Consider the following 25,416-nt stretch of genomic DNA (forward strand, 5'->3'; position numbering starts at 1 on the left):
GATGAAAAATAATTGGAAAAATTCCCAATTTTATGTTCATATTACTGTACTTATAAAGGCAAGTGTATTTTCCCTAAATTATTGAGCTATTTGAGAACTTTTCCAAAGTTCGAAACTTTGGAAAAGTTTACTTCTTGCTAACCAATCACCTCTCTGATTTCTTATCCCAATTGAATACACCTCCCATACCCAATTGGATAAACCAATAATTGAAATTATCTGTTGGAGAATTCGTGATCGGGGTGTAGAATGATTCCCAAGGAGAACTTCCTTCCACTTGTAAGCGTTTTCCAATTTTCAAATGGAGAAGCGGAGATTCATTTCTAAAAAGCCAATGGAAATCAAAACCAACGCCCAAAAACAAACCTGCCGATTCATGGAATAAATTGACAGAGTTTCCTGGTGAAGCTAATATACCATCTAGTGATGTGCCTGGTGCTGTGGTATTGGAAAGAAACAAGTTGGTGTCAGTAAAGCTAAATCCGACCTGCGGGTACAATGCAAACCAATCTCTCTTGAACACATGGTAGGCAAAGTTGAATGAATATGTCCATGGGTTTCTTTTAGACATGGCACGTGCCGGAGTATCTATGGTATTGACTTGATTACCCCAAAAAATATCAGCCCCCATCATAAACCTATTCATCCTATAATTAAACCCAAAGCCATAATTCAGATGGCCTCTTGGCAGAATCGGATAATCATTTTGGAAGAGATTTGCATTGATATTGGCATAAGGACTGATCGTATAGGCAGGAATAATCGCATAGACCTGTACACCTCGCTTATAATCAGACCTGTCTCTGATCACCCGACCCTCTTCAGGAAAATCTTGGGAGATAGCTTCGCCCAAGACTCCGATAGAAAACAATAAGACGAGAAACTTGAATTTAGCCACTTGAATTTAATAAAATCAAAACTTTGGTTATATCTCCGTTTCCAGTTTTCTGAAGTTCACCATTTGGAGAATGAGAAATACCTAACACCCTTCAAGTGGAAAATCTAAAAACCGAAACAAAACATTGACCCTAAGATTTACCCATAATTAAAATTGGTCTTTAATTAAAGAATAAGTATCAAAGAATGCCCTCTGAAATAAATAAAAAATTAGATATTAGTCAAGTAAACACTTAATAAAAAAACCTTCGATGTTTCGAGAAACACCGAAGGTTATATTCATTTTAGCGCTCTTTGCACTTTTGCTTGCCTTTGCGAGAAGCCTTATATCATCCCTACAGATCTCTTCACAAACTCTGTCAAGTCTCTACAGGCCGGTAGATTGATAACTTTTGTAAATTACAGCAAAAGCTTTCATTCCATGTCAAAAAAGGAATCTTGTATCATAATCTCATAATAAAGAAATTCATCATCTGACATTTGACTTTTCGCCTTTACTACGATGCTTGATGAAATTGGAAAATGTAGCAATCCCAAATCGGAGTTTAAATTACTTAAATTAATTTCAGACTTTTTTGTTAAACCTATATCATAAATTTCTAAAAAAACATCAAATTCTTTAGCCCCGCCTACTGAAGGGCCTTTAATAAAGCGATAATACCCTTTTTCGCTAGGTAAAACTTCTAGCCTGCCAAAAGCAACTTCATTATCCCATTCTTCATTAAAGCCCATTGCTTCTGAAAATTTTTTTTCGGGAGGAATGGGTTTGGGTTTACTTTTTTGACTTTCAAAATTATAGGTTTCAATTGAAATGTTAAAGGACTTCTCTGAATCCAAATCGTAATAGTCAATTTGAGATGAAGCAAAATAGCTGATAAATATTTTGTTATCATGGTAAAGGATGAAAGGGAAATCATCTTTCATCATGGTTACTTTGCCATCTGAATATTTAATTTCATGCTGATCTAAAAGGTTTTTATCAAAAATGTCTGGTAATTTAACTATTGTATCATTTAATATGTCAAGCCCAAAAAGTCCGGAGTAACTAGACAATAAGTCCTTTACGTAAAAATAATAGGTAAAGCTTTCATTGTTATACTGATTATTGAAATTACCCATTTCATGACTATGTGTACCAGTGAATACTGGATTACTCATATTTTTGAAAGCAGGATTTTTTAATAAGCTGAAATTTTTTAATGTCTTCCCTTTATTATCTAAAACAGATATGTTGTGAATCTGCGGAAGGATTACATGTCCGTTAGTCAATATGATTGATTTTGGAATTTTAACCGCTTCCGGTCCATCATCAGCTAATGTAAAGCCATGTAATACCTCAGCGGTATTATTTTTAAATTGAATCATGTCTAATGTATGATGGTAAACATTATAGACTAATATGCTATCAGAACCCGGATAAACAGCACTTGATGGGAATAAATTATAAGCACTTAAATTCTTTTGAGCAAATGACAAAGATTTTTGCTTAGATACTTTAATAAATTCAAAATGTTCAGGCAATTTACTATTGCCTGAACACCCAGTTAAATAAATTAAGCCTAATAAATAAATTTGATACTTAATTACCATTTTTATCAAACAATAATTACTGAACAACTTGAATTGCCACCATGCTCATTTAAATGAAGAGTTCCTGTTTGACCAGTATCTATATTGGTAATTGTTATGGATGATCCAGCACAGCAATTATTTGTAAAATCATTTATTATGCTATCAAAATCCTCTTGACTACCTGCAAAATAAGTATCACCATTACACGCCATACCAGTTACAAAAACAAATGATAATACCACGGAAAATAGTTTCTTTTTCATCTTTGAATAAATTTTTGTTAAAGAATATATCACTGACCCTCAATGATATAGAACAAATAATTACCGGTAAAAACTAATTCTTTTTAAAGAAAAAAAAAAAAAACGACATAGATGCAAATTCTAAACTAACAATCTATTAATATTTTTCATAACTATTTGGTTTTCAGTCATAAAATTTTCATCTGAAGGAAGTGCTTTTTATTAAGTATTTGATTATCAAGCATCCAGCACAAAGCAGTTTTTTGAAAAAAAATGTTTCCGAATATTCAAATTTAGATGAAGAAATTTATTTTTTGTCAGGATTGTTTCAACTTGATTTTTAAAAACAAAAAAACCTTCGATCCACCACTGTGGACCAAAGGTTTTATTCATTTTATCTGAGCGCTCTTTGCACCTTTGCTTACTTTGCGCGAGATATGCCTTATATCATCCCTACAGATCTCTTTACAAACTCTGTCAAGTCCTTACCTGTCAGCATACCTTGGGCAAGAAGCGCCAGGTCAAATGACTGCTTGGCAAGTTTGGTCTGTTCTTCTTCGTTCTCTGCTTTGAGGATTTTATCTACTACTGCATGGTTTCCGTTGATGGCTACTTTGTAGTTGTCTGGAAGGGAACCGTAGAAGCCCATTCCACCACCTGTAGCTGCCATATCCTTCATTCTACGCATAAATTCATCCATAGTGACAGTTACCGGAAGCTCTTCAGGATTCAAGCCTTCGACTTCCACACTGTAGGATTTGTTGTCAATCGCTTTTTCGAAGATTTCCTTCACTTTGGTCGATTGCTCCTCAGAAAGCAGGTTTGCGAAAGCATCATCCTTCTGGATCAACTTTTCTGCTACATCAGCATCCACACGCTTCAGTTGGGTTTTTTCTTCTTTACCTTCCAAATGTTGGATAAAGTGGCTATCGATCGGTGAATCCATCACCAAGACGTCATAATCTTTTTTGTTGGCAGATTGGATAAAGGCATCCTGCTTGTTGACATCCGTGGCGTAGAGATAAATCGTCTGCTCGTTTTTGTCAGTTTGGATTGCCTGTACTTTTTCCTTGTATTCCGGTAAGGTATAGAATTCACCTTTGGTGTTTTTCAACAAGACGAAATCTTTCCCTTTTTCGGCAAATTTCTCCTCGGAGATCATTCCGTATTTCACAAAAAGTCCAATGTCATTCCATTTTTCTTCATAGACTTTTCTGTCTTTCTTATAAAGTTCCGCCAACTTATCTGCCACTTTTTTGGTGATGTAGTTGTTGATCTTTTTCACATTTCCATCAGCCTGGAGGAAGCTTCTCGATACGTTCAGAGGAATATCTGGAGAATCGATCACTCCATGAAGCAGCATCAGGAATTCAGGAACGATGTCTTTCACTTCATCCGTGATAAAAACCTGTCTGCTGTAAAGCTTAATTTTGTTTTTCTGGAAATCAAAGTCGTTTTTCACTTTCGGGAAATACAAAACCCCTGTCAGGTTGAATGGATAATCCACATTTAGGTGAATCCAGAAAAGAGGATCTTCACTCATTGGATAAAGCTCCTTGTAGAATGAAAGGTAATCTTCATCTTTCAGATCACTTGGAGACTTGGTCCAGATTGGAGAAGTGGTATTGATGATGTTGTCTACTTCTACAGACTTCCACTTTTTCTTGCCTTCTTCATCTACGCCATCTTCTACACTATCTGTTTTGGTGCCGAACTTGATCGTAACAGGAAGGAATTTACAGTATTTGTCCAAGATTCCCTGAAGCTTCCACTTGTCGAGAAACTCTTCGGATTCTTCGTTGATATGGAGGATGATATCTGTTCCTCTTTCAGTTCTGCTTCCTTCGGAAATCTCGAAAGATGTACTTCCGTCACATGTCCATTTGGCAGGCTCAGAATCTTCCTGATAAGACAGGGAATTGATCTCTACCGTATGGGCTACCATAAAAGCTGAGTAAAACCCAAGACCAAACTTACCAATGATCTCGTTGGCATCTTTGGCGTCTTTGAATTTTTCCACGAATTCAGTAGCACCGGAGAATGCGATTTGGTTGATGTACTTTTTGATCTCCTCGGCAGTCATCCCAAGACCCTTGTCGGAGATAGTGATGGTCTTTTTGTCCTTGTCAAACGACACCTCAACGGTTGTATCACCAAGTTCTCCCGTATATTGACCCAGTGTAGCCAATCTTTTGATTTTCTGGGTGGCATCTACGGCATTGGACACCAATTCACGGAGAAAAATCTCATTGTCTGAGTAGAGAAACTTTTTGATGATGGGGAAAATATTCTCGGTATGGATCGAGATGGTTCCTTTTTCCTGCATAGCTATATTGAATTTTGATTATTGATAAACATTTTTGACAATACAGCCTTATCAATGCCTGTTCCAAAGGGTAGAAAATGTCATTTTGGCAGATTTAAACGAAAAACAACTTCGCTGATTATATGTAGAAATAAAATTGGAACAGGTATATCCACTTTCATACCTGTAACAACTTAAATATATTGTACACACTTTATTTAAAGTTGCAGCTGAAATATGCTTTGCTCTATTTAAAAAGGATGCATGTGTGATGGATATCATTTTTTCTTATGGACTAAAGACTGCGAGCTGCAAACCCATAGCGGTCTGATGCAAACAGCAATAAGTCTTGAACTTGATGGGTTAAGGTGGTTATTCAAATTATATATATGACTATATAGCAACCTGTGATTTCCAACTAAACACAACCATTAACTTTCTTAAAATCAGCAAGATAAATAAAAACCAGAAATTCTATAATTGGTTAAATTAAACGTATATTGAACGCTGAACAACTTTAATTTTGCATTCCGATTTTTATAATAGAGACAATTAGTGGACTTTGAAGGCAAAGGCAGATGGCTCTAAATCAACAATTTTTATTTGATCGACAATCAGAATTAAACTAAAACAACCCGAACTTCTCTGATATTTAAACTATGACTTTTGAAACCAAAAACCCTAAAAATGAGCTATATATCATCGCCATTGGTGCTTCTGCAGGAGGAATGGAAGCAATCCATTCACTTTTTGACCATACTCCCGAAGATGGGGTAGCCTATGTGATCATCCAGCACCTTTCTCCAGACCACAAAAGCTTCATGGCAGAACTTCTTGCCAAGCACAGCAAGCTGAAAATTTCGGTTGCCGAAGATAAAATGTATGTTGAAGCGAATCGTGTCTACTTGATGCCAAAGGGGAAAAACATGACCATCAAGAACCGAAAGCTACTTCTCACTGACAGTCATGCAAAGCAACCAAATACTGCCATAGACATATTTTTTGACTCCTTGGCAATGGAGTCTGGCAATAAAAGTATCGCCATCATCCTATCAGGCACTGGAACTGACGGAACCAAAGGAATCTCCTCCATCAAAAAAAATGGAGGATTCGTAATCGCACAGGATCCAGAAAGTGCCAAATTCAATGGAATGCCAATCAGTGCAATTGATTCAGGGAATGTGGACATGATTAGGAGGCCGGAATTGATCCCGGAGGAAATCATTTCACACTTGGTACAGAGTTCAATGGAAAGCAATTTCAACAGTCAAATCGAAGAAAAAGATGAAGTTCAATTGGCCAAAATCCTCAAACTGATTCAACAACATACACCTTTTGACTTTTCTGATTACAAACGCCCAACTATCATAAGGAGGATTGTCATAAGAATGTCTAAAAACAATGTTTCTTCCCTACAGGAATATGTCCAATTCATAGAATCAGATCCTTCGGAAATTGCTATTCTTGCAAAAGAATTTTTGATCAGCGTCACCAAATTCTTTAGGGATAAAGAGGCCTTCAAAGTAATCAAAGAAAAAGCCTTCACTGAGATCATCGAAAACAAACTGCAGGTAGACACTTTGAAAGTCTGGGTAGTAGGCTGTGCTACAGGTGAAGAAGCCTATTCACTTGCAATCCTTATTTTGGAACAACTTACGGAACTCAAGAAAAACCTCGAAGTAAAAATCTTCGCCAGCGATATTGACAAATCAGCCCTTCAGCACGCATCCAAAGGAATCTATTCTGAAAATATCTCAAGGGATGTCTCCAAAGAGAGATTGGAAAAGTTCTTTATAAAACAAGACAACAAATACAAAGTAAGGGAGAACATCAGGAAAATGATCGTTTTTGCCGAACATGACATCGTCAAACAACCTCCATATGGAAAAATAGATTTGATTAGCTGTAGGAATCTCCTGATATACATCAACCCTATATTACAAAGAAAAATCCTTGCTTCACTCCACTTCTGCCTGAATATGGGTGGTTATTTGTTTTTGGGTCCAAGTGAAAGCTTGGGTGAACACAAAAAATCTTTTGTTGAGGTGGACAAGAAATGGAAAATTTTCAAAAGCATAGAAGTTGCCCGAAACCTAAGGAACACCACCTATAGTACTCCGGGATTGGAACGACAAATGATAAATATCAACCTGAATGCAACTCCACAAAAAGGCCGTGTAAAAAACAACTTGACTGACCTTATCAACCAAACATTGTTGGAAGAATCAGGCTATGATGCAGGAGTTTGGGTAGATACCAATTTTGAGATCATGCAAACTTCCGGTAACTACGAAAAATACCTACTTCCCAAAATATTCAATTTCAACCTGCTTGAGATGTTGCCAGAGGAGCTTGCAATAGCCACCTCAACGAGTTTGAAAAAAGCAGTAAATACCAATAGGAAGACAATAATCAAAAAGGTTGCTTTTAGAAGAGATGACACTTTACATTCGGTAAATATCCTTGTGAAACCATTCCTTTACGAGGATCAATCAGCCCAAAATGTTGTCCTGGTACTTTTCAGCGAAGAACAGATAAAAAGTACGGGCAAAAAAGATGTTGAATTCTTTGGGGTGGAGGCGCATACTTCACGGTACTTCGAGGACATGAAACTTGAATTGGCCGAAACCAAAAACAAGCTAAACGAAGCCTACGATGCATTGGAAGTATCCAATGAACACATTTCTTCTTACAACGAAGAGTTGATTTCCGGCAATGAAGAATTGCAAAGCACTAATGAAGAACTGCAATCCGTGAATGAGGAACTACAAACAGTCAACAATGAATACCAACTGAAAATCAAAGAGCTGGCAGAACTGAATGACGATTTGAACAATTATTTCAAATCCACCATCAATGCACAACTCTATGTAGACAGAAGCCTTATTCTTCGCAAGTTCACACCATCTGCCATATTGCAAATCAACTTGAGAGAAAGTGATCTGGGAAGACTAATCAGTGATATTTCAACCAATATCAGATTCTCAACACTGATGGATGATATAGCCAACGTCATATCTACCGAAGCAACCGTAGAGAAAGAGGTGCAGACAATAGAAGGAAGGTGGTATCAGATGATGGTGATACCATATATCAAACAGTTGGGTAACCAAAATGGAGGGGCGATCATTACTTTTAACGATATCACAGAGCTAAAAAAGGTGCAAAACAAACTCTCAAGGATCAATGAAGATCATGATACATTTATCTATACTGTTTCTCATGATTTGAAAGGTCCTATAAACAATCTGAAATCGCTAACTACGCTCTTGAAAGATTCTTTTGAGTCCACGCAGGAAGAAGATCATGAAATCCTCGATATGATCATGCAATCCACATCCAACCTGAGTTCCATAATCACCGAGCTTTCCGATATCGTCAAAATTGAAAAGGAAATTGATGTCCTCGAAAACATCAGCCTGGAGGATTTGTTAAAGGAAATTGAATCCGGTATGAAGGACACACTTTTGCTATCCAAAGCTACCATCAATCTGGATCTGAAAATCCGGGAGATCCCATTTTCAAGAAAAAACCTCAGGAGTATCATGACAAATATTTTGAGCAATGCAATCAAATACTGCGCTTCTGACCGGACTCCCGTGATTAATATCTATTCGGAAAAATCAAATGAAACTATTATCGTTTCCATCAAAGACAATGGATTGGGTATTCCAGAAAGCAAAAAAAAGGAAATCTTTGCAAGATTCAAGCGTGCACACAACCATGTTGAGGGAAGCGGGGTCGGTTTATACCTTGTCAAAAAAATAATCACCCTTGCAGGTGGAGACATTGAGGTCGAAAGCGAACTTGGAAAAGGATCTACATTTAAAATTTATTTCAAATGTACTGAAGCGCTTTAAGCCCCCCTATTATAAAAACAATCCTCAATCATCCATTTCTCAATATCTTCTCCATCTTCTTTCCTTTGGCCAATTCATCTACCAGTTTATCCAAATACCTCACTTGCTTTGTGAGTGGGTTTTCAAGTTCTTCTATCCTGTAGCCACAGATCACACCAGTGATAAGATGGGCATTGGGGTTCAGTTTGGCTCTCTTAAAAAAAGCTTCAAATGTCACTTTTTCATCAATCAATTCCTGGATCTCTTTGTCACTAAAGCTGGTAAGCCAAGTGATGACTTGATGCAATTCTTCCTTTGTCCGGCCTTTTTTCTCCACTTTGGTGACATAGTGTGGATACACTGAAGAAAATGTCATTTTGGCCATTCGTTCATGATGTTCGGCTGTTGCTTCCATATCGCTCTATTTATGGTTTTCAAATTTCACTTGCGGAAATATTGCCTCAATTTCCTTAGTCTTTTTCAGTTTCCCAAAAGACGACTGGCAACATCTTCCAATCTTAAAATTAAGTAATTATATGGACTTTGGGAATTGCAGACCAAGGGAAATTGCTTTTAACAATTTCAAAGTAAGAAACTCTTCCAGGGCTGCCCAAGTTTGTCGGATTGGTCCGTGGGGACACAGTCCAATAACGATTAAGTTCAAATCCTCGAAGGTATTTTTGGATAAAAGCAACTTCCCTGACTGCAGACCTTTTCAATTATTGCACCCACACCTACTTTTTATTTGAAACCACAAGTAAATTGAGGGCGATTCCAGAAAAATCAAAATTGATATCCAACAAAAAACCAAATATTATTCACCAACAGGTGTCTGTTTACTTTTGAATTTCCCATTTGGGTTTCCTCCAAAGGTTCAAAATAATATCTAAAAGGGACAGCGAGATGGAAGTACAGTCCTTTAACCTTAAAAAGATCCGTCTCTCTATAGCTCGGGGCGAAACCTACAGTCGCCGAAAAATTTTCCACAGATTCCGCCAGAATAGTATGTTCATAATAATCATTCGCATATCCTACTGAGGCTCCCAGATATAAATTTTTCAATAAATGATAATCATAGTACACTTCGTAACTTTTCATCAGCCCCTTGATATTTTTCCCCTCCACCGTTCTGGCAAAATTGCTCGAAAGATGCTTTTCTGAGAGATTGACATTTTGATATACAAACCTGAGGAGGTTGTCATTTTTAAACTTCAACCCTACTTCCCCACTAAAATTTTGAAAGTTATTGAAGGCCATTTCTCCAAGTTCATAGCCTATAAACACCTTGGTTTTATCCAAGTCTCTCTTTCCTGCGGTAGACTGTTCATTCTCTTGGGAAAAGGCATAAAATGCTTTCGTCATTAATAATGCAACAATGATTGCTTTAGTACCCATAATACTTTTTTCTAAAATTTGGATTATGAGACAAAAGTATCCTTGCAAATCTACAGACACCATCGGGCATCAGGCTGAAAATTGAAGCTGAATGAAATTTCATACAAAAGTATGAGTTCTCATCATCAGGAATTTAGCAATTGGGTCAGTTCATAGCGGGTTTTTACACTACATTTTTTATAAATATTCCCAGCATGGGTCTTTACCGTAGGCAAAGAGATGGATAGCTGGTCCGAGATAGCCTTATAGGTGATCCCTTTTGAAAGCAAAGCTGCGATCTCACCTTCACGTAAAGTAAGCCCATAATTTTCAAAATGTCGCTTATGGGGTTCTACTCCTTTATTGATCAGAGACAGTCTTTGCAAATCATCATAAATCTTACTAATTGCAAGCAAGGTAAAACCAATGTAAAGCAAAAAATCTATGGGGAAATTTTCATAAGCTTTCTCAAACCCGAAATGAAATACAAGTATGAGTGGCACTATAACCATAAAGACAAGCGAAAAAACCCTGTTGGATTTTTCTAGATGGACATAACGTTTTTTGGGTTTGGTGAGTCTGATGACAACCATCGAAATCACAACTGAACCTACCAAAAACACAACAATCGAATATTCAACGTAATACACAAAACCTACCCAATGGCTAAGAATAACGGCAAAAAACAGCATAAAAGCTAGGTAGCTATGTATCTTCTTGTAGATGGAAGGTATGGCATGAACCCGTTCTTTCAAAGTACTCAAAAAGGTAGTCACAGAAACCAAAACCATGCATACCAAAGTCGTGATTGTTGGAGATGTGCCATCATTGGATAAAGGCGATAAGCTGATAGACACCACCAACAGCAAAAGTGAGACTGTGAAAGCGATAGTTTCAATAGCTTCCATGCTCCGCTTAAAGCAAAACACTTGAAGAAAAATGGCTATCGTTAAGACAGTATAGGTAATGGTTAATATAGAGAGTTCGAATGCCAGCATATCGTTAAATGAAAGGAGAAAGTTATTCAAGTTTCTATTCACATTCTACATGGCTGCAGATTTTTATTTATAGACATATGGAAATCTGCCGCTAAGTTGAATATTGCTCGTGAAAAATTCCGTTTATGAATTAATTTCTTTTCGTTCTCGCTTCTTTGCCTCATATCCCATATCTGGCATTTTTTGCTTCTTATCTCTTCTAGCTACATCAGAAAACATAATATGTCAATAACATTGAATTAATGTATCAATGATACCTTTGTCCAGATATGGAAACTTTGTTATTTGTAGTCACTTTACAATCCCTGACTACAGGGCTATTGATCTACTTGAACAAAAAATTTAAGGGTGAAGATTTATTTTTAAGCCTATTCTTTGGGGTATTCACGGTTCATTTGGCTTATAAGATCCTAATCCATCTGATATTTCATGATGCAAATATTTTTGAGAAACTCAATGGAAGTTTCTCCTTGCTCTATGGCCCATTACTTTTTTTCTATACAGTCCAGATTATGGGCAATAAAATTGGGAATTTTAAGATTTTGGTTCACGCAGCTCCATTTTTGGTTTGTTTAGGGCTTAATATTTTGGCATCCCTATCCTTGTTTTTAAACTCTGATATTATAGAATTGATAGACATTTACCACAATTTCATCACATCTATCATCTTTGTTTCATATATCTCATACAGCATTATCAGTATCCGTCTGATTCAGGTATTGCCAAAAAGCCCTATCAATAAATTAAAGGTCAAAATCGTAAAACTCATCACAGTAAGTTTGCTTGGAATCTCATTGTTGATCATTGCCGGATATTCATTTTTTTCTATGGGAATCAGCTTGCCGTTCAATCTACGGGTGATTTACTATTTTATATTGTTGATTATGTTCTTTGGAGTGATCCAGCTACGAATTCGGATGTTTTTGAGTTCGGAATCATATTCGGAATTCAAAGTGGAGAAAAAAGTGCAAACAGAAAACAGCAAATACAAAAACTCGAAAATCAATACGAAATTATTGGAGGAAACGGCTGCCATGATCCTAGAATATTTCGAGAAAGAGAAGCCGTACCTAGACTCAGAATTCAGTTTAGAGGATTTGGCAAGCAATCTCGCTATCCCAAAACTCCAAATCACCCAAACCCTCAATATGCACTTGGGTACAAATTTTTACCAGCTTGTAAATAATTCCAGAATTGAGCTATCCAAAGAACTCATAGCAAATGGACAAGAAAATAACCTGACCGTCATTGGTTACGAAAGTGGCTTCAAGTCCAAATCTACTTTTTACAAATACTTCAAAGAAGTCACTGGATACAACCCCACAGATTACAAAAAGCAAATCAGCATTTGAATGTTACTTCGTGATAACGGATTGATAATCATTTCTTAAAATAATTTAACGTTATAATTATCAATCACTTACACTCCAATCCTTTTAGGAAAAGTACGTCCAAATTTACATGGACGAATGAGGCAGCCCACTGATCTAGATTTACACAAAAAAATTGAAGTCATGAAAAAACAATTACTGCTATTACTGTTTATTGTCAGTTGCTTTGGGACTGCATCTGGACAAACGTCAGTTTCTGTGACAGGAAGAATATCTGATGGTGCAGGATTTCTGCCAGGAGTCAATGTGTTGGTTTTGGGAACTACCCAAGGAGCACCCACAGATATCGATGGAAAGTTCCAAATATCAAATTTGCCAAATGGGACGGTAAAACTCAGGTTCAGCTATTTGGGATTTGAAACCATCGAAAAAGAATTTGAACTGAAAGAGGGACTAAACAGTATTGGGACAGTCACAATGACTGAAGATTCCGGCAGTCTGATGGAGTATGTTGTCCAAGGAACAATGGCGCCTTCCCAACTCAAAGCAATGTCTATCAAGAAAAATTCCTTGGGAATCATGGATGTGATCGCGGCAGATGCCATCGGCAAACTACCAGACAGAAATGCTGCCGAAGCTGTACAAAGACTCCCTGCAGCCAGTGTGAACAGATACCATGGAGAAGCCAACCAAGTAAGTGTGAGAGGAACTCCCTATGCATGGTCATCCACACTATATAATGGCACAAGACTTCCAAGTGCCAATGTTTTTGGAAATAGAAATGCCTTGCTTGATGCCATACCGGCTGAAATGATCCAGTATATTCAACTTTCTAAAGCCATCACCCCTGACATGGAAGGTGATGCTATAGGGGGTTCTATCAATTTTATCACAAGATCTGCTCCAGAAGAGCAAATTCTCAATGCAAGCATTGCCGGTGGCTACAACCAACGCTCGGAAAATTCCTCTTACAATGCTTCTCTTGTATATGGAAACAGATTTTTCAACAACAAACTTGGATTGATCATCTCGGGGGCTATTTGGAACAGGAATTTTGCAGCCGATGAGATTGCAATGGAATATAACATCAACAGACCAAACCCAGCTGAAAGATACTCCATCAATACACTGAATGCGAAGCGATATTTTGGATACAGAAGGACGACAGCCATCAATGCTGCATTGGAATATGAGTTTAATCCTGCCCACAAATTGTTTACACGCTTTGTAAATGACCAGTTTGATGATGTAAGGCCTGTGTATGAATCCTATTATGAATTCAACAGCAACAGGTACCGCTATAGCAACAGGGAGTCTGATTACAAAACCAACTTGAATGGAATTGAATTGGGAGGAATCCACAAATTTGGAAGTAAAGCCAAATTGGATTGGACTGTGTCAAATTATGAGATGTACTACAGATTGGAAACCCCACCAAACATGCCATCCAACCAGAAAGGTTTGCCTATCGTGCAATTTCGCCAAAATCTCCAAGGAAACTTTGGTGTAAGGTCGGGTGATGGATTGGTCTACAACCAGTTTGATTCACCGGATGGAAACGGTATTGACCCATACAACTTTGATCCCAAGTTGACCAACCCGAACGATTTCTTAGACCCAAGTAGGTTACAACTGCAACAAATGATCATTTACCAAACAGACCAAAAGGACAATGACAAAGTGGCCCAAGTGAATTTTACACACAATGCCACTTCAAAATTCACCCTGAAAACAGGGATTAAGATCAGACTAAAGGACAATGAAGGCGAACTAACCCCTTTGGCATTTTTACCGGGGGCAGCAGTTGGAATCCCAGGGTCTCCACCGCTTAGATTCTTGAGTGAGTTCCAAACACAAGGCTTTCCAAGTATTGGGACATATTTCAGTGAAGTAAACAATCAGTTTGACTATTTGGCATTGAATCCACTAACCCAAGGCCAGGTTTTTGAAATGTTTTCTCCTGAATTCTTCGAACAAAACGGTATCATGGATTTCTCTCCCGCATCCAATGTCACGACGAAATACAATGGAAAGGAAAATGTCTATGCGGGATATATCATGGGGATTTATGAAATCAACCAAAGACTGAAGCTGACAGGTGGGATAAGAAATGAATTTACCCATATTTCCATGAACAGTTTCCAATTTGACGCTGAAACTGACAACACTGAGCCGATCAACAAAAAGCATGAATACAATGCTTTTCTTCCTATGATCCACCTGACATACAAACCTACCGAACAGAGCAATCTCAGGTTGGCATATACCAAAACCTTTGCAAGAGCAAACTTCAGAGACCTAAACCCCTCGGAAAATATCGACATTACAGGCGGAATCCCTAGGATTAGCCGTGGAAATACAGCCTTGCTTCCTACATTTTCCCACAACTTTGACGTGATGGGGGAATATTTCCTGAATGATATAGGATTGCTGACAGGGGGTGTATTTTACAAAAATATCTCAAACTTCATCTTCAATGACCTCTCCCAAGAAACAGTAAACGGCACAAATTACCTTGTGTCACAACCCAATAACTTAGAAAACTCTTTCCTTGTAGGTTTTGAACTTGGGATTACCAAGAGATTTTCAGGGTTGCCGGGTATCCTGAGTGGCTTCGGCACTGAGCTGAATTATACACGAATCCACTCGGAACTAGAAGTGCCTAGGAATGATGAACAAGGCCAAGTGATCGGAAGAGACATTACCTCACTTCCAAATCAATCAGGCAATCTGTTCAATGCTTCATTGTTCTATGAAAAAAATGGGCTTATGCTTAGGTTGGCAGGCAACTATCGAGGTCCATCTGTGGAGACCATCAACAAAGACTTAGGTCCAGATTTTTATGTGCACGTAGGAAAGAACTTCACTGTTGATTTCTCGGGGGCATATTCCATTACCGATAAGATCAAGGCATTTGCAGAAGTGAGAAACATTACCAACGAACCATTTGTGCAATACCTAGGTGAAAATAAAGACAGAATCACATCCAGTGAGTGGTTCTCTATCAATGGACAGGCAGGCATCAGACTTATCATATTTTAAAAAACACAAATCATGAAAATTACAATATTGGCAATACTAACTTCATTCATTTCAATAGTCGCATTTGGGCAAAAAAATGCAGAAATCCAAAGCAGCCCCAATTTCAGGGAATTGGGAGGATTGGAAATTTCTCCAAATTCCAAAATCAAGGATGGGGTAATATACAGGTCTGGGAGTTTTTCTGACCTGAATACAGAAGATGCGAAGACTTTCGAAAAAACAGGAATAAAAACAATCGTGGACTTCAGGTCAGAACATGAAATAGCAAAAGAGCCAGATCATTTGCCCGAAAACATGGAGATCGATTGGGTCAATGCTCCCATTGGCAATATAAACCCTGAGAAAATGGGCAAGTTTGCCGAAGTACTTATGAGCCCTGATTTTGATGAAGCTGCGGTTGAAGGCTTGATGGTAGATGTGAATAAAGGGTTTATTGATAACATAGCTGACTTCAAGCCTCTGTTTGATGTATTACTGGATAAAGAGCATGCTATTCTATTTCATTGTACCGCAGGAAAAGACAGGACAGGTTTGGCTTCTTCATTGTTTTTGCATGCTTTGGGAGCAGATTGGGATACCATCATGGAGGATTTTCTTTTGTCCAATGAAGCTGTAGACAAATTGGATAAAAAGAAATCAAATGCATATGGACTTCCCCAAGACAGGATAGATATGCTTATGGGTGTCAGGGCAAGCTATCTCGAAAGCGCCTGGGATACTGCTATCAAAAAATATGGCAGCATAGATACAATGCTTGAAAAAGAATTGGGAATAGGGAAAAACGAAAAAGCCAAGCTTCAGAAAAAATTTCTGGTAGTGAGGTGAGATTTTGCGCTGGCAAAAACAATTATCGCTGTAGAATTAAAAGAAGTCGTTTCTCTAGGGAAACGTCTTCTTTTAATTTATTTGCTTGCAAAGGATGACACGAAAGAACGTCTCATTTATAGATTTAGTGGTTTTTAGATAATATGCTTTCAAATCACCTGCTTAATCAGCTTTTCTGATTCTATGTTAAATATCAAAAACCCTTCGGTATGGTCATCAAGTTGTCCAACTAATTTCCCGTTTTTATCCCAAACAGCACTTTGCCCTGCACTTAAAAAATCGTCACAGTAACCAATGCAATTGGACATTAAAACAGGCATTGAGAATCTTTTTGCTATCGATGGATAGTGGCTCATCGCCTTGTCAATACCACGCTGTGATTTGGCGACGCTTGCTACATAAATTTCTGCCCCTAGATTAAATGCCCTTTCTGAATGGTCAGATTGTAAACTTTCATAGCAAATTGCCGGTGCGATCTTCTTACGCTTAACTGTTATTAAAACTTGCTTTTCCCCGTTGACAAAGTATGGAATCTCATCTGAATGCAATAGTTGCTTAGCGTAAATCTGTCTAGGTATTTCTGGTTGAAAGAGCAACATCCCAATTTGTATCCCCGAATTTGTTCTTGTTGGCATTCCAAGTGCTATTACGATTTTATTCTTGTCACTTATGTCTTGAAAATCTCCAAATATCCCATCATCTGGATCTGTTGCCAAGCTTTTTGCCAGCTTGGGTTCATAGCCTGTCAGGGAAAGTTCGGGAAAGAATATCGAAGTCGCTCCAAACGAAACCGCAAGATCAATCAGTCTTTTGTGCTTCCCAATATTCGCCGAAATGTCACCCCCAATGGGATTGGTCTGGGCAATGCAGATTTTCATGAACTTGGTTTTAGATCCTTATATCAAATTATCATTATTTACCGGAAACACACTTGCAGTCTCCTCAAACCGCTGCACTTTCATGACTTAATTGCATCATTTTTTTTAACCTGACCATTTTTTCCTTGTACTGCAGGGGCGATTCTGTTCTTTGTTTTCCTAATTTGTTGTCGACGAATAGTTTACATATCGGAGTGCAAACCTATAGTATTTCCTTCTGTATCTATGACAATACTACAAAAACCATGTTCTCCAATCTGCATTTTTTCTTGGATAACTTGGCCTCCTGCCTGCTGAACCCTTGATTCTTCTACTGCACAGTCCTCACAAGTGAAATACACAAGTGTTCCACCTGCCCCAGGTTTGAAATCGGCTGTTTTGCAGAGTGCACCACTGATATTCTTTTCACCTTCTGCCCAAGGAAAACTCCACATTTCCAAATCCCCAAAATCTCCCGGTGTCTGCATTGGAATCATTTCGATTTGGAATACATTTTCATAAAATCTCCTGGCCCTATCCATGTCTTCTACATAAATCTCTAGCCAAGTAAAAGGATTTTTTGCTGCTATTGCCATGATTGAATTATTTATGATGATTTGGGTGACAGACTAATTTACAATGGAGCCCATCATTTCCAGATTGAAATATACTAAATAAATTTTATGTATATCCGCTCTCTTACCAGTAGCCAATTAAAATAATGTATCCATATTGTTTCTAGGGCAAGTTGACTGTCAACCGTCGACGGTTGACAATTATCCGCATCATTTCATATGCATAATTTTACTACTGGTGTCATTGCGGATAATCATAATAAATTTAATCGGAATATCTTGTAAAGCATATACAACGAATCAATTCTACTCGTCTCTGCCCAATTCAGCCCACATATCCCATTTATCCCTTATCTTTGGCATCAAATCAACAATGATGCTCCAACAAATCCGAACGCTTATACTCAAAGAACTTACGCTCGAATGGCGGCAGAAATATGCCCTCAATGGCATCTTGTTATATGTCGTTTCGGCGGTGTTTATCACCTACCTTAGTGTAGGCGCAAAGCAGGGAAATATCGGAGTGCCTACTTGGAATGCCCTTTACTGGATTATCATCCTTTTCTCAGCTGTCAATGCGGTGGCAAAGAGTTTCGTGCAGGAGCATCAGGGGCGGCAGTTGTATTACTACATGATTGCCTCACCAGAATCCATCATCGTCTCCAAGATTATTTACAATTCGATCTTGACTTTGGTTTTGGCGCTGTTGGGGTATTTGGTATTTAGCATCATCTTGGGAAACCCAGTGCAGGATCAAGGCTTGTTTGTACTTAATCTCGTCCTCGGCTCCCTGGGCTTTTCGGCATGCCTGACGATGGTATCCGGCATCGCATCCAAAGCCAGCAACAATGCCACATTGATGGCGATATTGAGCTTTCCAGTGATTATCCCCATTCTCCTGATGGCTATCCGGGTATCCAAAAATGCCATCGATGGGCTGGATTGGAGTGTAAGTGTGGATAAACTGATTACACTTTTGGCGATCAATGCTATCATTTCAGCCACAGCCTATATCTTGTTTCCTTATTTGTGGAGGAGTTGATATTGAAAATCCAGCTTTTCATTGACATTCCTTTGGTACTGTTCAAATAACTGACAAAAAGCACAGGAATCAGGAACTTATACCTTATTTTTGCACTCGAAAAGCAAAAATCGATTACATGAAATCTAGCTGGTGGAAAATTCTGACAATAGTACTATTGGCATATACTATTATTGCAGGACTCTTACTTGATGTTCCCCGACTTCCCATTCTCAACGAAACTATCCGAGCGCTGTACTTCCATGTCACCATGTGGTTTGGCATGATCATCATGCTTCTGGTAGCGGTAATCTACAGCATCAAATTCCTCAGGACAAATGATCTGAGAAATGATGACATTGCCATTGAGTTTACCAATGCTGCCATTCTTTTTGGGGTATTGGGCATCGTGACAGGAATGCTCTGGGCAAAATTCACTTGGGGCGACTATTGGAGTGGAGATCCGAAGCAGAATGCTTCTGCCATAGGATTATTGATGTATTTCGCTTATTTGATTCTAAGGAACTCACTGACAGATGTACATCAAAGAGCCAGAATCGGTGCCGTGTATAATATTTTCGCATTTGCTGCCTTTATCCCTTTGATTTTCGTATTACCAAGACTGACTGACAGCCTGCATCCGGGAAATGGAGGAAACCCGGGTTTCAATGCATACGATATGGATAGCAATCTGCGTCAGGTATTCTATCCGGCAGTGATTGCATGGACACTCTTGGGCACATGGGTCAGCATAACGCGCGTTAGGCTCAAAAGAGCAGAAAGAAAAATAGAAGATAAATTGATCAATCAATTATAATGAAGAAGTGGTTTATAATATTGTTTCTCTTGGTTAGTCTACAAGGCTTCGCACAGGAGAAAATCGCCATCACAGAGGACGATTACAACAACACAAAGATAGAGATGGCTGATGTCATGCGTTCTGAGGGGAAAATATATGTCTTGGTAGGAATTATCGGGATCGTATTTGCCGGAATATTGGTTTATGTGATTGCAACAGACAGGAAAATCAGCAGATTGGAAAAATTGCTTGAAGAAGAAAGTGGGATAAACTCAAAATAAAAAAGGTATGGAATCGACCCCGACCGCAAGATGCAGTCAGGAGGACTTACGTCACAGGGGGGAAAGATTATCCACTATGCGAGATTCTCCCGAAAGTCGGGGCATGAAAAGACCGTTAAAAATCAAATTATAAACAGATGAAAAAAGGGCACATTTTAGGACTGGGGATTATTGCAATCGCGATTGTGATCATCGTCTCTATGCTTGGAGACACAAGTACTTATGAAAGTTTCGCTACTGCCAAGGAGATGAAGAAAAAAGGTGAGGACAAGGCAATCCACGTAGTGGGTCAATTGAAGAAAAGTGTGTCGGGAGAAGTAGAAGGGATTGAAGTGAATGAAAACAAGACCTCATTTTACTTTATGATGGTCGATAATGATGGAACTGAACAAAAAGTCTTTTACAATGAACCTGTACCTGCAGATTTTCACAGATCCGAGCAAGTGGTTGTAATTGGTTCCTATAAAACTGAGGAAATTTTTATGGCGGACAAGATCTTGATGAAATGTCCTTCCAAATATCAGGAAACGGAAGTGAATACTGCCGGAATGTAAATTAGATTTAAAGATAAGTTATGATCAATACCTTTGTTGGTAATTTAGGCCATTTTGCTACTATTCTTGCTTTTGTAAGTGCTGTAGTGACGGCCTTTTCCTATTATAAATACAGTGTGGCCTCCGAACTCGAGAAAGCAAATTGGAGGAACTTCAGCAGAATACTTTTTTACATCCATTCTGTTTCGAGTGTAGTCATCGCTGTTTCACTATTCGAGATTATCTACAGCCATAGATTTGAGTATTTCTATGCTTATTCCCATTCCTCGATGGCATTGCCAGTACATTATATGATCTCCAGTTTTTGGGAAGGTCAGGAAGGTGCATTTATCTTATGGATCTTCTGGAATGTGGTTTTAGGCTTAGTAATCATCCATACCAACAAATCCTGGGAAGCCCCAGTGATGATCGTATTTGCATTGGTACAGGCTTTCCTGGTATCCATGATTTTGGGTGTGGTGATTGGTGATTTGAAAATCGGCAGTTCTCCATTTATACTCTTGAGAGACGCCGTATCAGCCCCGATTTTCCAGATGAACCCTGATTTTGTGCCGGAAGATGGTACAGGATTGAATCCATTGTTACAAAACATCTGGATGGTAATCCATCCACCGACATTGTTTTTGGGTTATGCAAGTACTTTGGTGCCATTTGCGTTCTTGATGGCTGGGTTGGCTTCCAAAAGATACTCAGAATGGATTCGTCCAGCTTTGCCTTGGGCCATATTCTCTGCCATGATTTTGGGAATGGGGATCATCATGGGAGCTTATTGGGCTTATGTAACCTTGAATTTCGGTGGCTACTGGAACTGGGATCCCGTGGAAAATGCCGTTTATGTTCCTTGGTTGATTATGGTCGCAGGAATCCATACCATGATTACTTTCAAGAAAAGCAGTACTGCGCTGAAAACTTCCATAGTACTGATTATTGCTTCATTTATATTGGTGCTTTACGCTACCTTCTTGGTGAGAAGTGGCGTTTTGGGGGATTCATCAGTGCATTCATTTACTGATCTGGGACTTTCTGGACAGCTTTTGATATACTTACTGTTTTTCTTGGCAGTTGCTATTTTTCTGTCTGTCAGAGCTTGGAAGTACATTCCTACTTCAGACAAAGAAGCATCTGTGTATTCACGGGAATTTTGGATATTCATAGGAGCTACGACATTATCATTGATGGCTTTTCAAGTGATCCTTCCTACCTCGATTCCAGTTTGGAACGCTATCGTAGAAAGTTTCGGAGGGATCTCAAATATGGCTCCACCCACAGATCAAGTTGGATTTTACACTAAATTTCAACTTTGGTTTGCTGTTGTTTTAGCCTTACTTACTGCGGTTGGACAGTTTTTTTGGTGGAACAAAATGGATGGGAAAACACTCAAGGACACTTTGGTGATGCCTTACATAGTTTCGGTTTTGCTATCAGCGGTGATCATTGTTCTGGGAAAAGTTTATAATATCAGCTATAGCATTGTAGTCCTCGCTGGTACATTTACTATCGTTGCGAACGCGACCATTTTATTTAAACTCCTTAAAAAATCCACCTTCAAACTCGCAGGTGGATCTTTGGCACACATTGGATTGGGGATGATTTTGATCGGTGTGATGTTCTCTTCAGGTTATTCAGAGACGATTTCTTACAATCTTTCTGGTCTGACATACAAGAATAGCTTCGAAGATGAAATCAACAAAGAACATGTACTTCTTTGGATCAACAAGCCTACACAGATCAAAGACTACACTGCCATCTACAGAGGACGTCAGAAAAAAGTAGTGGGTGTACCTGGATTAGTTGATAGCAACATACTGAAAAAAGCTGAAGGAGTGAATCAGGCTATCGCTCTGAAAGATATCGTTGTGGATGGAAAAACATATCACAGGGAAGGGGAGTTTGTCCAGATTGTTTTGGAAGAAAACAACTACTACAAAATCGACTATTACCAAGATGACCAATTGGCTTTTTCCCTAAGCCCAATGGCACAGTACAACACTTCCATGGGCTTGATATCATCTCCAGATTCCAGGAGATTTGTCGACAAGGATCTATACACTTTCGTTTCCGTCATCAACGATCTTGAAGATCCTGAGTGGAACAAAGACGAAGTGTTTGAAGTATCACCAAATGACACTTTCTTCATCTCTGATATGGTCACCAAATTCGAAAGTGCAGATGTGGTGAAGGAACTGGATGGAATGCAACTTTTCGACGGTGATGTAGCGGTAAAAGCCAAGCTAACCATCCAAGACTATGATGTGGAAAAAGTGCTGGAGCCAATTTTCATCATCAGAAATAACCAAGTCGGTAGAATCCCAATCATAGACAATGAACTTGGTATCAAAATCGAGTTGACGAATATTTTGCCTGAAGAAAATAAATTTGTCTTCACCGTCAATAGCAACCAAAAAGACTATGTGATCCTAAAAGCCATCGTCAAACCTCAAATCAATATCCTTTGGGCAGGAACGATCATCATGTTGATTGGATTCTGTGTGGCGATCTACAGAAGGTATGACGAATTCTCTAAGATGCGGGATAAGGGTTTGGAGTAATAAGCTTCCATTTGAAGATCATTTTATTAAGTATTATTCTGCGAATGTACTTAGGTAAGGGAAAAGTTAAAGGGAAATCCTCTTTTTAGCTTTTCCCTTTTTTTTAAAATAATTTGATTTAATTTTTATGTGTATCCGCTTGATTGCACGTAGCCAATCAATAGAATGTTTGATAAATGATTTGAGGTTCTGTTGACAGTTGTCCGGTGACGAGAATCCGCAACACATAATACCTCTTCTGAGACAACGTACAACATTGCGGATACTCGTATTAATTTTTGTGGATAAATGTTACTTTGTCCATATTCCTTGTAGTTGAAGATCTCCATAATAATCTTTCAAAAATTAATTTACGCACAAGTACTTATGCATTTTATCTATATATCTGCATATATACTTGTGCAGAAATGGAAGATATAATAATTAACTCTGAAAATTTAATCGAGGAAGTTTCTCTGAACTTCAAGAGATATCTTTATACACAAATCAATTGGAACAATCGATTAATTGGCATTAAAGGTGCCCGTGGGACAGGTAAAACCACCATGCTTTTGCAAATGCTGAAAGCTTCCAATCTTCGCATGTCTGAGAAGGCATACTTCACTTTGGATGATATCTATTTTTTGGGCAATAGTTTATTGGAAACAGGCAAGTTATTTTATCAGCAGGGAGGAAAACTCTTGGTGTTGGATGAAGTCCATAAGTACCCCTCTTGGTCCCAAGAAATCAAAAATCTATATGATCGGTACAGGGATTTGCAAATTGTATTTACAGGATCATCTATTGTGGATATTTCAACACGAGAAGGTGACCTCAGCAGGAGGGCATTGATGTATGAACTTCAAGTTTTATCGTATCGTGAGTATCTTCATTATCAATATGGCATGGGATATCCGGTTTTGAAGCTGGAGGAACTACTGAACAGCAAAGAATCAATCAGAAGTCTATTTCCAAAAGATTTCAAACCTTTGGCAAATTTTCGGGGGTACTTAAAATTTGGCTATTATCCATATCAAACAGAAGACAGGTTGGGGTATTTTCAAAGACTCCGACAACAGTCCCGTTTAATAGTCGAATATGATATGGCTGAGTTAAAGGGATTTGATATAAGACACGCCAAAAAGATGTTACAGCTACTTTTCGTAGTAGCACAGCAGGTTCCATTCAAACCTAACATCAACAAACTAGCCGAAAAGACGGGAATCCACCGAAACTCTATCAACAACTACCTTTACTTTTTGGAGGAAGCGAGACTTTTGAGTTTACTGCAAGCAAGTGGGAGTAGCGCTGCATTACTTCAAAAACCAGAGAAGATTTTTATGGAAAACAGCAACCTTCTGTACGCACTTTCAGAGGATGCACCAGAAATTGGTTCAGTCAGAGAAGTGTTTTTCCACAATCAAGTCAGTGCTAAGCACAAGCTTTCAATGCCAAAATCTGGTGATTTTCTGATCGATTGGAAATATGTGGTTGAAATGGGTGGGAAAAATAAGGATTCCAGACAAATACTGGATTTGCCCAACTCTTGGTTGGTAAAAGACGATTTGGAGTACCCTGTTGGAAAGTCAATTCCATTGTGGCTATTTGGGTTTCTTTATTGACGGAAATGCTTTAAACCTACATCCTAAACCTTATAGGCAACCTCATCAATACTTTTACTTTCTCTCCATCCAAAGTCCCAGGAGTCCAAAGGTAAGGGTAATTGTAAATCACTCGTAAAGCTTCTTGGGCAAGCATAGGATGAGGCTCAGGATTGAGTACTTCTAGATTTTCAAAATCACCTTCCTCAGTAATTTCAAAAGATAAATAAACAACACCCTCAATCCCTTTTCTTCGAGCATCTTTTGGATATCTAAGGTTATTTTGAAGATACAGAAACATACCAGGAATACCATCAAATGGCTCAGGTTGAACCTTTTCAGGTTTCTTTATCTCTAATCCATTTTCATTATAATAATTCCCTGAAACCAATTTTTCTCCTTCACATTTTTCTTTAGATTTCAATTGTCCATTGAAATAATAAGTCTCCATTTCAGTTTCTGCCAACAAAAAGTCAACTTTCATGATACATTCTAAATTCCCATTATCGTTATACTTTCTTTCAATCTTTTTCAGCTCATTTCCTTCAAGATCATTGAATACGATTATTTCATCAACCAAAACACTATCCAAACTATAAATCTTGGTTTCCTTCTTATCATCACTTTCATAAGTAACTGAGAAAAAGCAAGGAGGATAGGTATCAATATCCTTAATAGGAAATTTCCCTACATTAAGATAGTTAAGCATCTGAGCCTTTACCCCATAAAAACCTAAGGATAGACAAGTTAGCAAGAGTAATCGTTTTCCCATATT

Annotated in this window: 20 protein-coding genes; 10 read left to right on the plus strand and 10 right to left on the minus strand. The window is 38.3% G+C overall.

The genetic code is table 11. From position 1 onward, the window contains the following. Positions 1–145: 145 nt before the first annotated feature. The 4 genes from ACFSKL_RS05675 to htpG form a co-directional block, all read right to left on the minus strand. Positions 146–898, minus strand: coding sequence for a hypothetical protein (locus ACFSKL_RS05675; RefSeq protein ID WP_376884258.1), 753 nt, complete (start codon positions 896–898; stop codon positions 146–148). Positions 899–1,311: 413 nt separating this feature from the next. After that, positions 1,312–2,487: a hypothetical protein gene (locus tag ACFSKL_RS05680; RefSeq protein ID WP_376884260.1), complete on the minus strand. Its 1,176-nt coding sequence runs from the start codon at positions 2,485–2,487 to the stop codon at positions 1,312–1,314. 5 nt (positions 2,488–2,492) lie between these two features. Next, positions 2,493–2,732, minus strand: coding sequence for a hypothetical protein (locus ACFSKL_RS05685; protein WP_376884262.1), 240 nt, complete (start codon positions 2,730–2,732; stop codon positions 2,493–2,495). 421 nt (positions 2,733–3,153) lie between these two features. Beyond that, positions 3,154–5,037 carry a molecular chaperone HtpG gene (gene htpG, locus ACFSKL_RS05690; RefSeq protein WP_376884264.1) on the minus strand — a complete coding sequence of 628 codons (1,884 nt, stop codon included), beginning with the start codon at positions 5,035–5,037 and terminating at the stop codon, positions 3,154–3,156. Between the two features lie 638 nt (positions 5,038–5,675). On the opposite strand from htpG, the gene ACFSKL_RS05695 reads away from it, so the two are divergent. Beyond that, complete coding sequence (locus ACFSKL_RS05695) at positions 5,676–8,876, plus strand: CheR family methyltransferase (protein ID WP_376884265.1); 3,201 nt, start codon at positions 5,676–5,678, stop codon at positions 8,874–8,876. Positions 8,877–8,904: 28 nt separating this feature from the next. Here ACFSKL_RS05695 and ACFSKL_RS05700 read toward each other — a convergent pair whose 3' ends face one another. From ACFSKL_RS05700 to ACFSKL_RS05710, 3 genes are all read right to left on the minus strand, one after another. Continuing rightward, positions 8,905–9,270 carry a DUF2200 domain-containing protein gene (locus tag ACFSKL_RS05700; RefSeq protein WP_376884267.1) on the minus strand — a complete coding sequence of 122 codons (366 nt, stop codon included), beginning with the start codon at positions 9,268–9,270 and terminating at the stop codon, positions 8,905–8,907. Between the two features lie 368 nt (positions 9,271–9,638). Next, the gene (locus tag ACFSKL_RS05705) at positions 9,639–10,250 is read right to left on the minus strand and encodes a hypothetical protein (protein WP_376884268.1); all 612 of its coding nucleotides are present in this window, start codon (positions 10,248–10,250) and stop codon (positions 9,639–9,641) included. Positions 10,251–10,375: 125 nt separating this feature from the next. After that, complete coding sequence (locus ACFSKL_RS05710; protein WP_376884270.1) at positions 10,376–11,257, minus strand: helix-turn-helix domain-containing protein; 882 nt, start codon at positions 11,255–11,257, stop codon at positions 10,376–10,378. 239 nt (positions 11,258–11,496) lie between these two features. Here ACFSKL_RS05710 and ACFSKL_RS05715 point away from each other — a divergent pair, with 239 nt between their 5' ends. The 3 genes from ACFSKL_RS05715 (at position 11,497) to ACFSKL_RS05725 (ending at position 16,425) form a co-directional block, all read left to right on the plus strand. Further along, positions 11,497–12,579 (plus strand): helix-turn-helix domain-containing protein, encoded by a 1,083-nt coding sequence (locus ACFSKL_RS05715; protein WP_376884272.1) that lies wholly within the window; start codon positions 11,497–11,499, stop codon positions 12,577–12,579. Between the two features lie 162 nt (positions 12,580–12,741). After that, entirely contained in the window at positions 12,742–15,600 is a 2,859-nt protein-coding gene (locus tag ACFSKL_RS05720) for a TonB-dependent receptor (protein WP_376884274.1), read from the plus strand. Between the two features lie 12 nt (positions 15,601–15,612). Then, positions 15,613–16,425, plus strand: a complete 813-nt coding sequence (locus ACFSKL_RS05725) for a tyrosine-protein phosphatase (RefSeq protein WP_376884275.1) — start codon at positions 15,613–15,615, stop codon at positions 16,423–16,425. A 149-nt stretch (positions 16,426–16,574) separates the two neighbouring features. On the opposite strand, the gene ACFSKL_RS05730 is transcribed toward ACFSKL_RS05725, so the two are convergent. Beyond that, positions 16,575–17,303, minus strand: a complete 729-nt coding sequence (locus tag ACFSKL_RS05730; RefSeq protein WP_376884277.1) for a carbon-nitrogen hydrolase family protein — start codon at positions 17,301–17,303, stop codon at positions 16,575–16,577. 182 nt (positions 17,304–17,485) lie between these two features. Continuing rightward, positions 17,486–17,878 carry a VOC family protein gene (locus ACFSKL_RS05735; RefSeq protein WP_376884280.1) on the minus strand — a complete coding sequence of 131 codons (393 nt, stop codon included), beginning with the start codon at positions 17,876–17,878 and terminating at the stop codon, positions 17,486–17,488. 355 nt (positions 17,879–18,233) lie between these two features. Between ACFSKL_RS05735 and ACFSKL_RS05740 the strand changes: the two genes are divergently transcribed. The 6 genes from ACFSKL_RS05740 to ACFSKL_RS05765 all read left to right on the plus strand — a co-directional run bounded on the left by ACFSKL_RS05740 (position 18,234) and on the right by ACFSKL_RS05765 (position 24,662). Beyond that, positions 18,234–18,899: a heme exporter protein CcmB gene (locus ACFSKL_RS05740; protein ID WP_376884674.1), complete on the plus strand. Its 666-nt coding sequence runs from the start codon at positions 18,234–18,236 to the stop codon at positions 18,897–18,899. Between the two features lie 118 nt (positions 18,900–19,017). Next, positions 19,018–19,695 (plus strand): cytochrome c biogenesis protein CcsA, encoded by a 678-nt coding sequence (ccsA, locus tag ACFSKL_RS05745; protein ID WP_376884282.1) that lies wholly within the window; start codon positions 19,018–19,020, stop codon positions 19,693–19,695. Further along, positions 19,695–19,958: a CcmD family protein gene (locus tag ACFSKL_RS05750; RefSeq protein WP_376884284.1), complete on the plus strand. Its 264-nt coding sequence runs from the start codon at positions 19,695–19,697 to the stop codon at positions 19,956–19,958. The genes ccsA (ACFSKL_RS05745) and ACFSKL_RS05750 overlap by 1 nt, the downstream gene beginning before the upstream one ends. Before the next feature lie 137 nt (positions 19,959–20,095). Continuing rightward, complete coding sequence (locus ACFSKL_RS05755; RefSeq protein WP_376884286.1) at positions 20,096–20,512, plus strand: cytochrome c maturation protein CcmE domain-containing protein; 417 nt, start codon at positions 20,096–20,098, stop codon at positions 20,510–20,512. A 20-nt stretch (positions 20,513–20,532) separates the two neighbouring features. Then, positions 20,533–23,061 (plus strand): cytochrome c biogenesis protein CcsA, encoded by a 2,529-nt coding sequence (ccsA, locus tag ACFSKL_RS05760; protein WP_376884288.1) that lies wholly within the window; start codon positions 20,533–20,535, stop codon positions 23,059–23,061. A 407-nt stretch (positions 23,062–23,468) separates the two neighbouring features. Next, complete coding sequence (locus ACFSKL_RS05765; protein ID WP_376884289.1) at positions 23,469–24,662, plus strand: ATP-binding protein; 1,194 nt, start codon at positions 23,469–23,471, stop codon at positions 24,660–24,662. Positions 24,663–24,678: 16 nt separating this feature from the next. On the opposite strand, the gene ACFSKL_RS05770 is transcribed toward ACFSKL_RS05765, so the two are convergent. After that, entirely contained in the window at positions 24,679–25,413 is a 735-nt protein-coding gene (locus ACFSKL_RS05770; RefSeq protein ID WP_376884291.1) for an energy transducer TonB, read from the minus strand. Positions 25,414–25,416 lie beyond the last annotated feature (3 nt).

It is taken from the genome of Belliella marina (assembly GCF_042682445.1).
GTDB lineage: Bacteria > Bacteroidota > Bacteroidia > Cytophagales > Cyclobacteriaceae > Belliella > Belliella marina.

Excerpts from the sequence above, each read along its gene's own strand:
- ACFSKL_RS05680 (WP_376884260.1), bottom strand. The coding sequence starts at position 2,487 with ATGGTAATTAAGTATCAAATTTATTTATTAGGCTTAATTTATTTAACT.
- ACFSKL_RS05685 (WP_376884262.1), bottom strand. The coding sequence starts at position 2,732 with ATGAAAAAGAAACTATTTTCCGTGGTATTATCATTTGTTTTTGTAACT.
- htpG (WP_376884264.1), bottom strand. The coding sequence starts at position 5,037 with ATGCAGGAAAAAGGAACCATCTCGATCCATACCGAGAATATTTTCCCC.
- ACFSKL_RS05695 (WP_376884265.1), top strand. The coding sequence starts at position 5,676 with ATGACTTTTGAAACCAAAAACCCTAAAAATGAGCTATATATCATCGCC.
- ACFSKL_RS05700 (WP_376884267.1), bottom strand. The coding sequence starts at position 9,270 with ATGGAAGCAACAGCCGAACATCATGAACGAATGGCCAAAATGACATTT.
- ACFSKL_RS05705 (WP_376884268.1), bottom strand. The coding sequence starts at position 10,250 with ATGGGTACTAAAGCAATCATTGTTGCATTATTAATGACGAAAGCATTT.
- ACFSKL_RS05715 (WP_376884272.1), top strand. The coding sequence starts at position 11,497 with ATGGAAACTTTGTTATTTGTAGTCACTTTACAATCCCTGACTACAGGG.
- ACFSKL_RS05720 (WP_376884274.1), top strand. The coding sequence starts at position 12,742 with ATGAAAAAACAATTACTGCTATTACTGTTTATTGTCAGTTGCTTTGGG.
- ACFSKL_RS05725 (WP_376884275.1), top strand. The coding sequence starts at position 15,613 with ATGAAAATTACAATATTGGCAATACTAACTTCATTCATTTCAATAGTC.
- ACFSKL_RS05730 (WP_376884277.1), bottom strand. The coding sequence starts at position 17,303 with ATGAAAATCTGCATTGCCCAGACCAATCCCATTGGGGGTGACATTTCG.
- ACFSKL_RS05735 (WP_376884280.1), bottom strand. The coding sequence starts at position 17,878 with ATGGCAATAGCAGCAAAAAATCCTTTTACTTGGCTAGAGATTTATGTA.
- ACFSKL_RS05740 (WP_376884674.1), top strand. The coding sequence starts at position 18,234 with ATGCTCCAACAAATCCGAACGCTTATACTCAAAGAACTTACGCTCGAA.
- ccsA (WP_376884282.1), top strand. The coding sequence starts at position 19,018 with ATGAAATCTAGCTGGTGGAAAATTCTGACAATAGTACTATTGGCATAT.
- ACFSKL_RS05750 (WP_376884284.1), top strand. The coding sequence starts at position 19,695 with ATGAAGAAGTGGTTTATAATATTGTTTCTCTTGGTTAGTCTACAAGGC.
- ACFSKL_RS05755 (WP_376884286.1), top strand. The coding sequence starts at position 20,096 with ATGAAAAAAGGGCACATTTTAGGACTGGGGATTATTGCAATCGCGATT.
- ccsA (WP_376884288.1), top strand. The coding sequence starts at position 20,533 with ATGATCAATACCTTTGTTGGTAATTTAGGCCATTTTGCTACTATTCTT.
- ACFSKL_RS05765 (WP_376884289.1), top strand. The coding sequence starts at position 23,469 with ATGGAAGATATAATAATTAACTCTGAAAATTTAATCGAGGAAGTTTCT.
- ACFSKL_RS05770 (WP_376884291.1), bottom strand. The coding sequence starts at position 25,413 with ATGGGAAAACGATTACTCTTGCTAACTTGTCTATCCTTAGGTTTTTAT.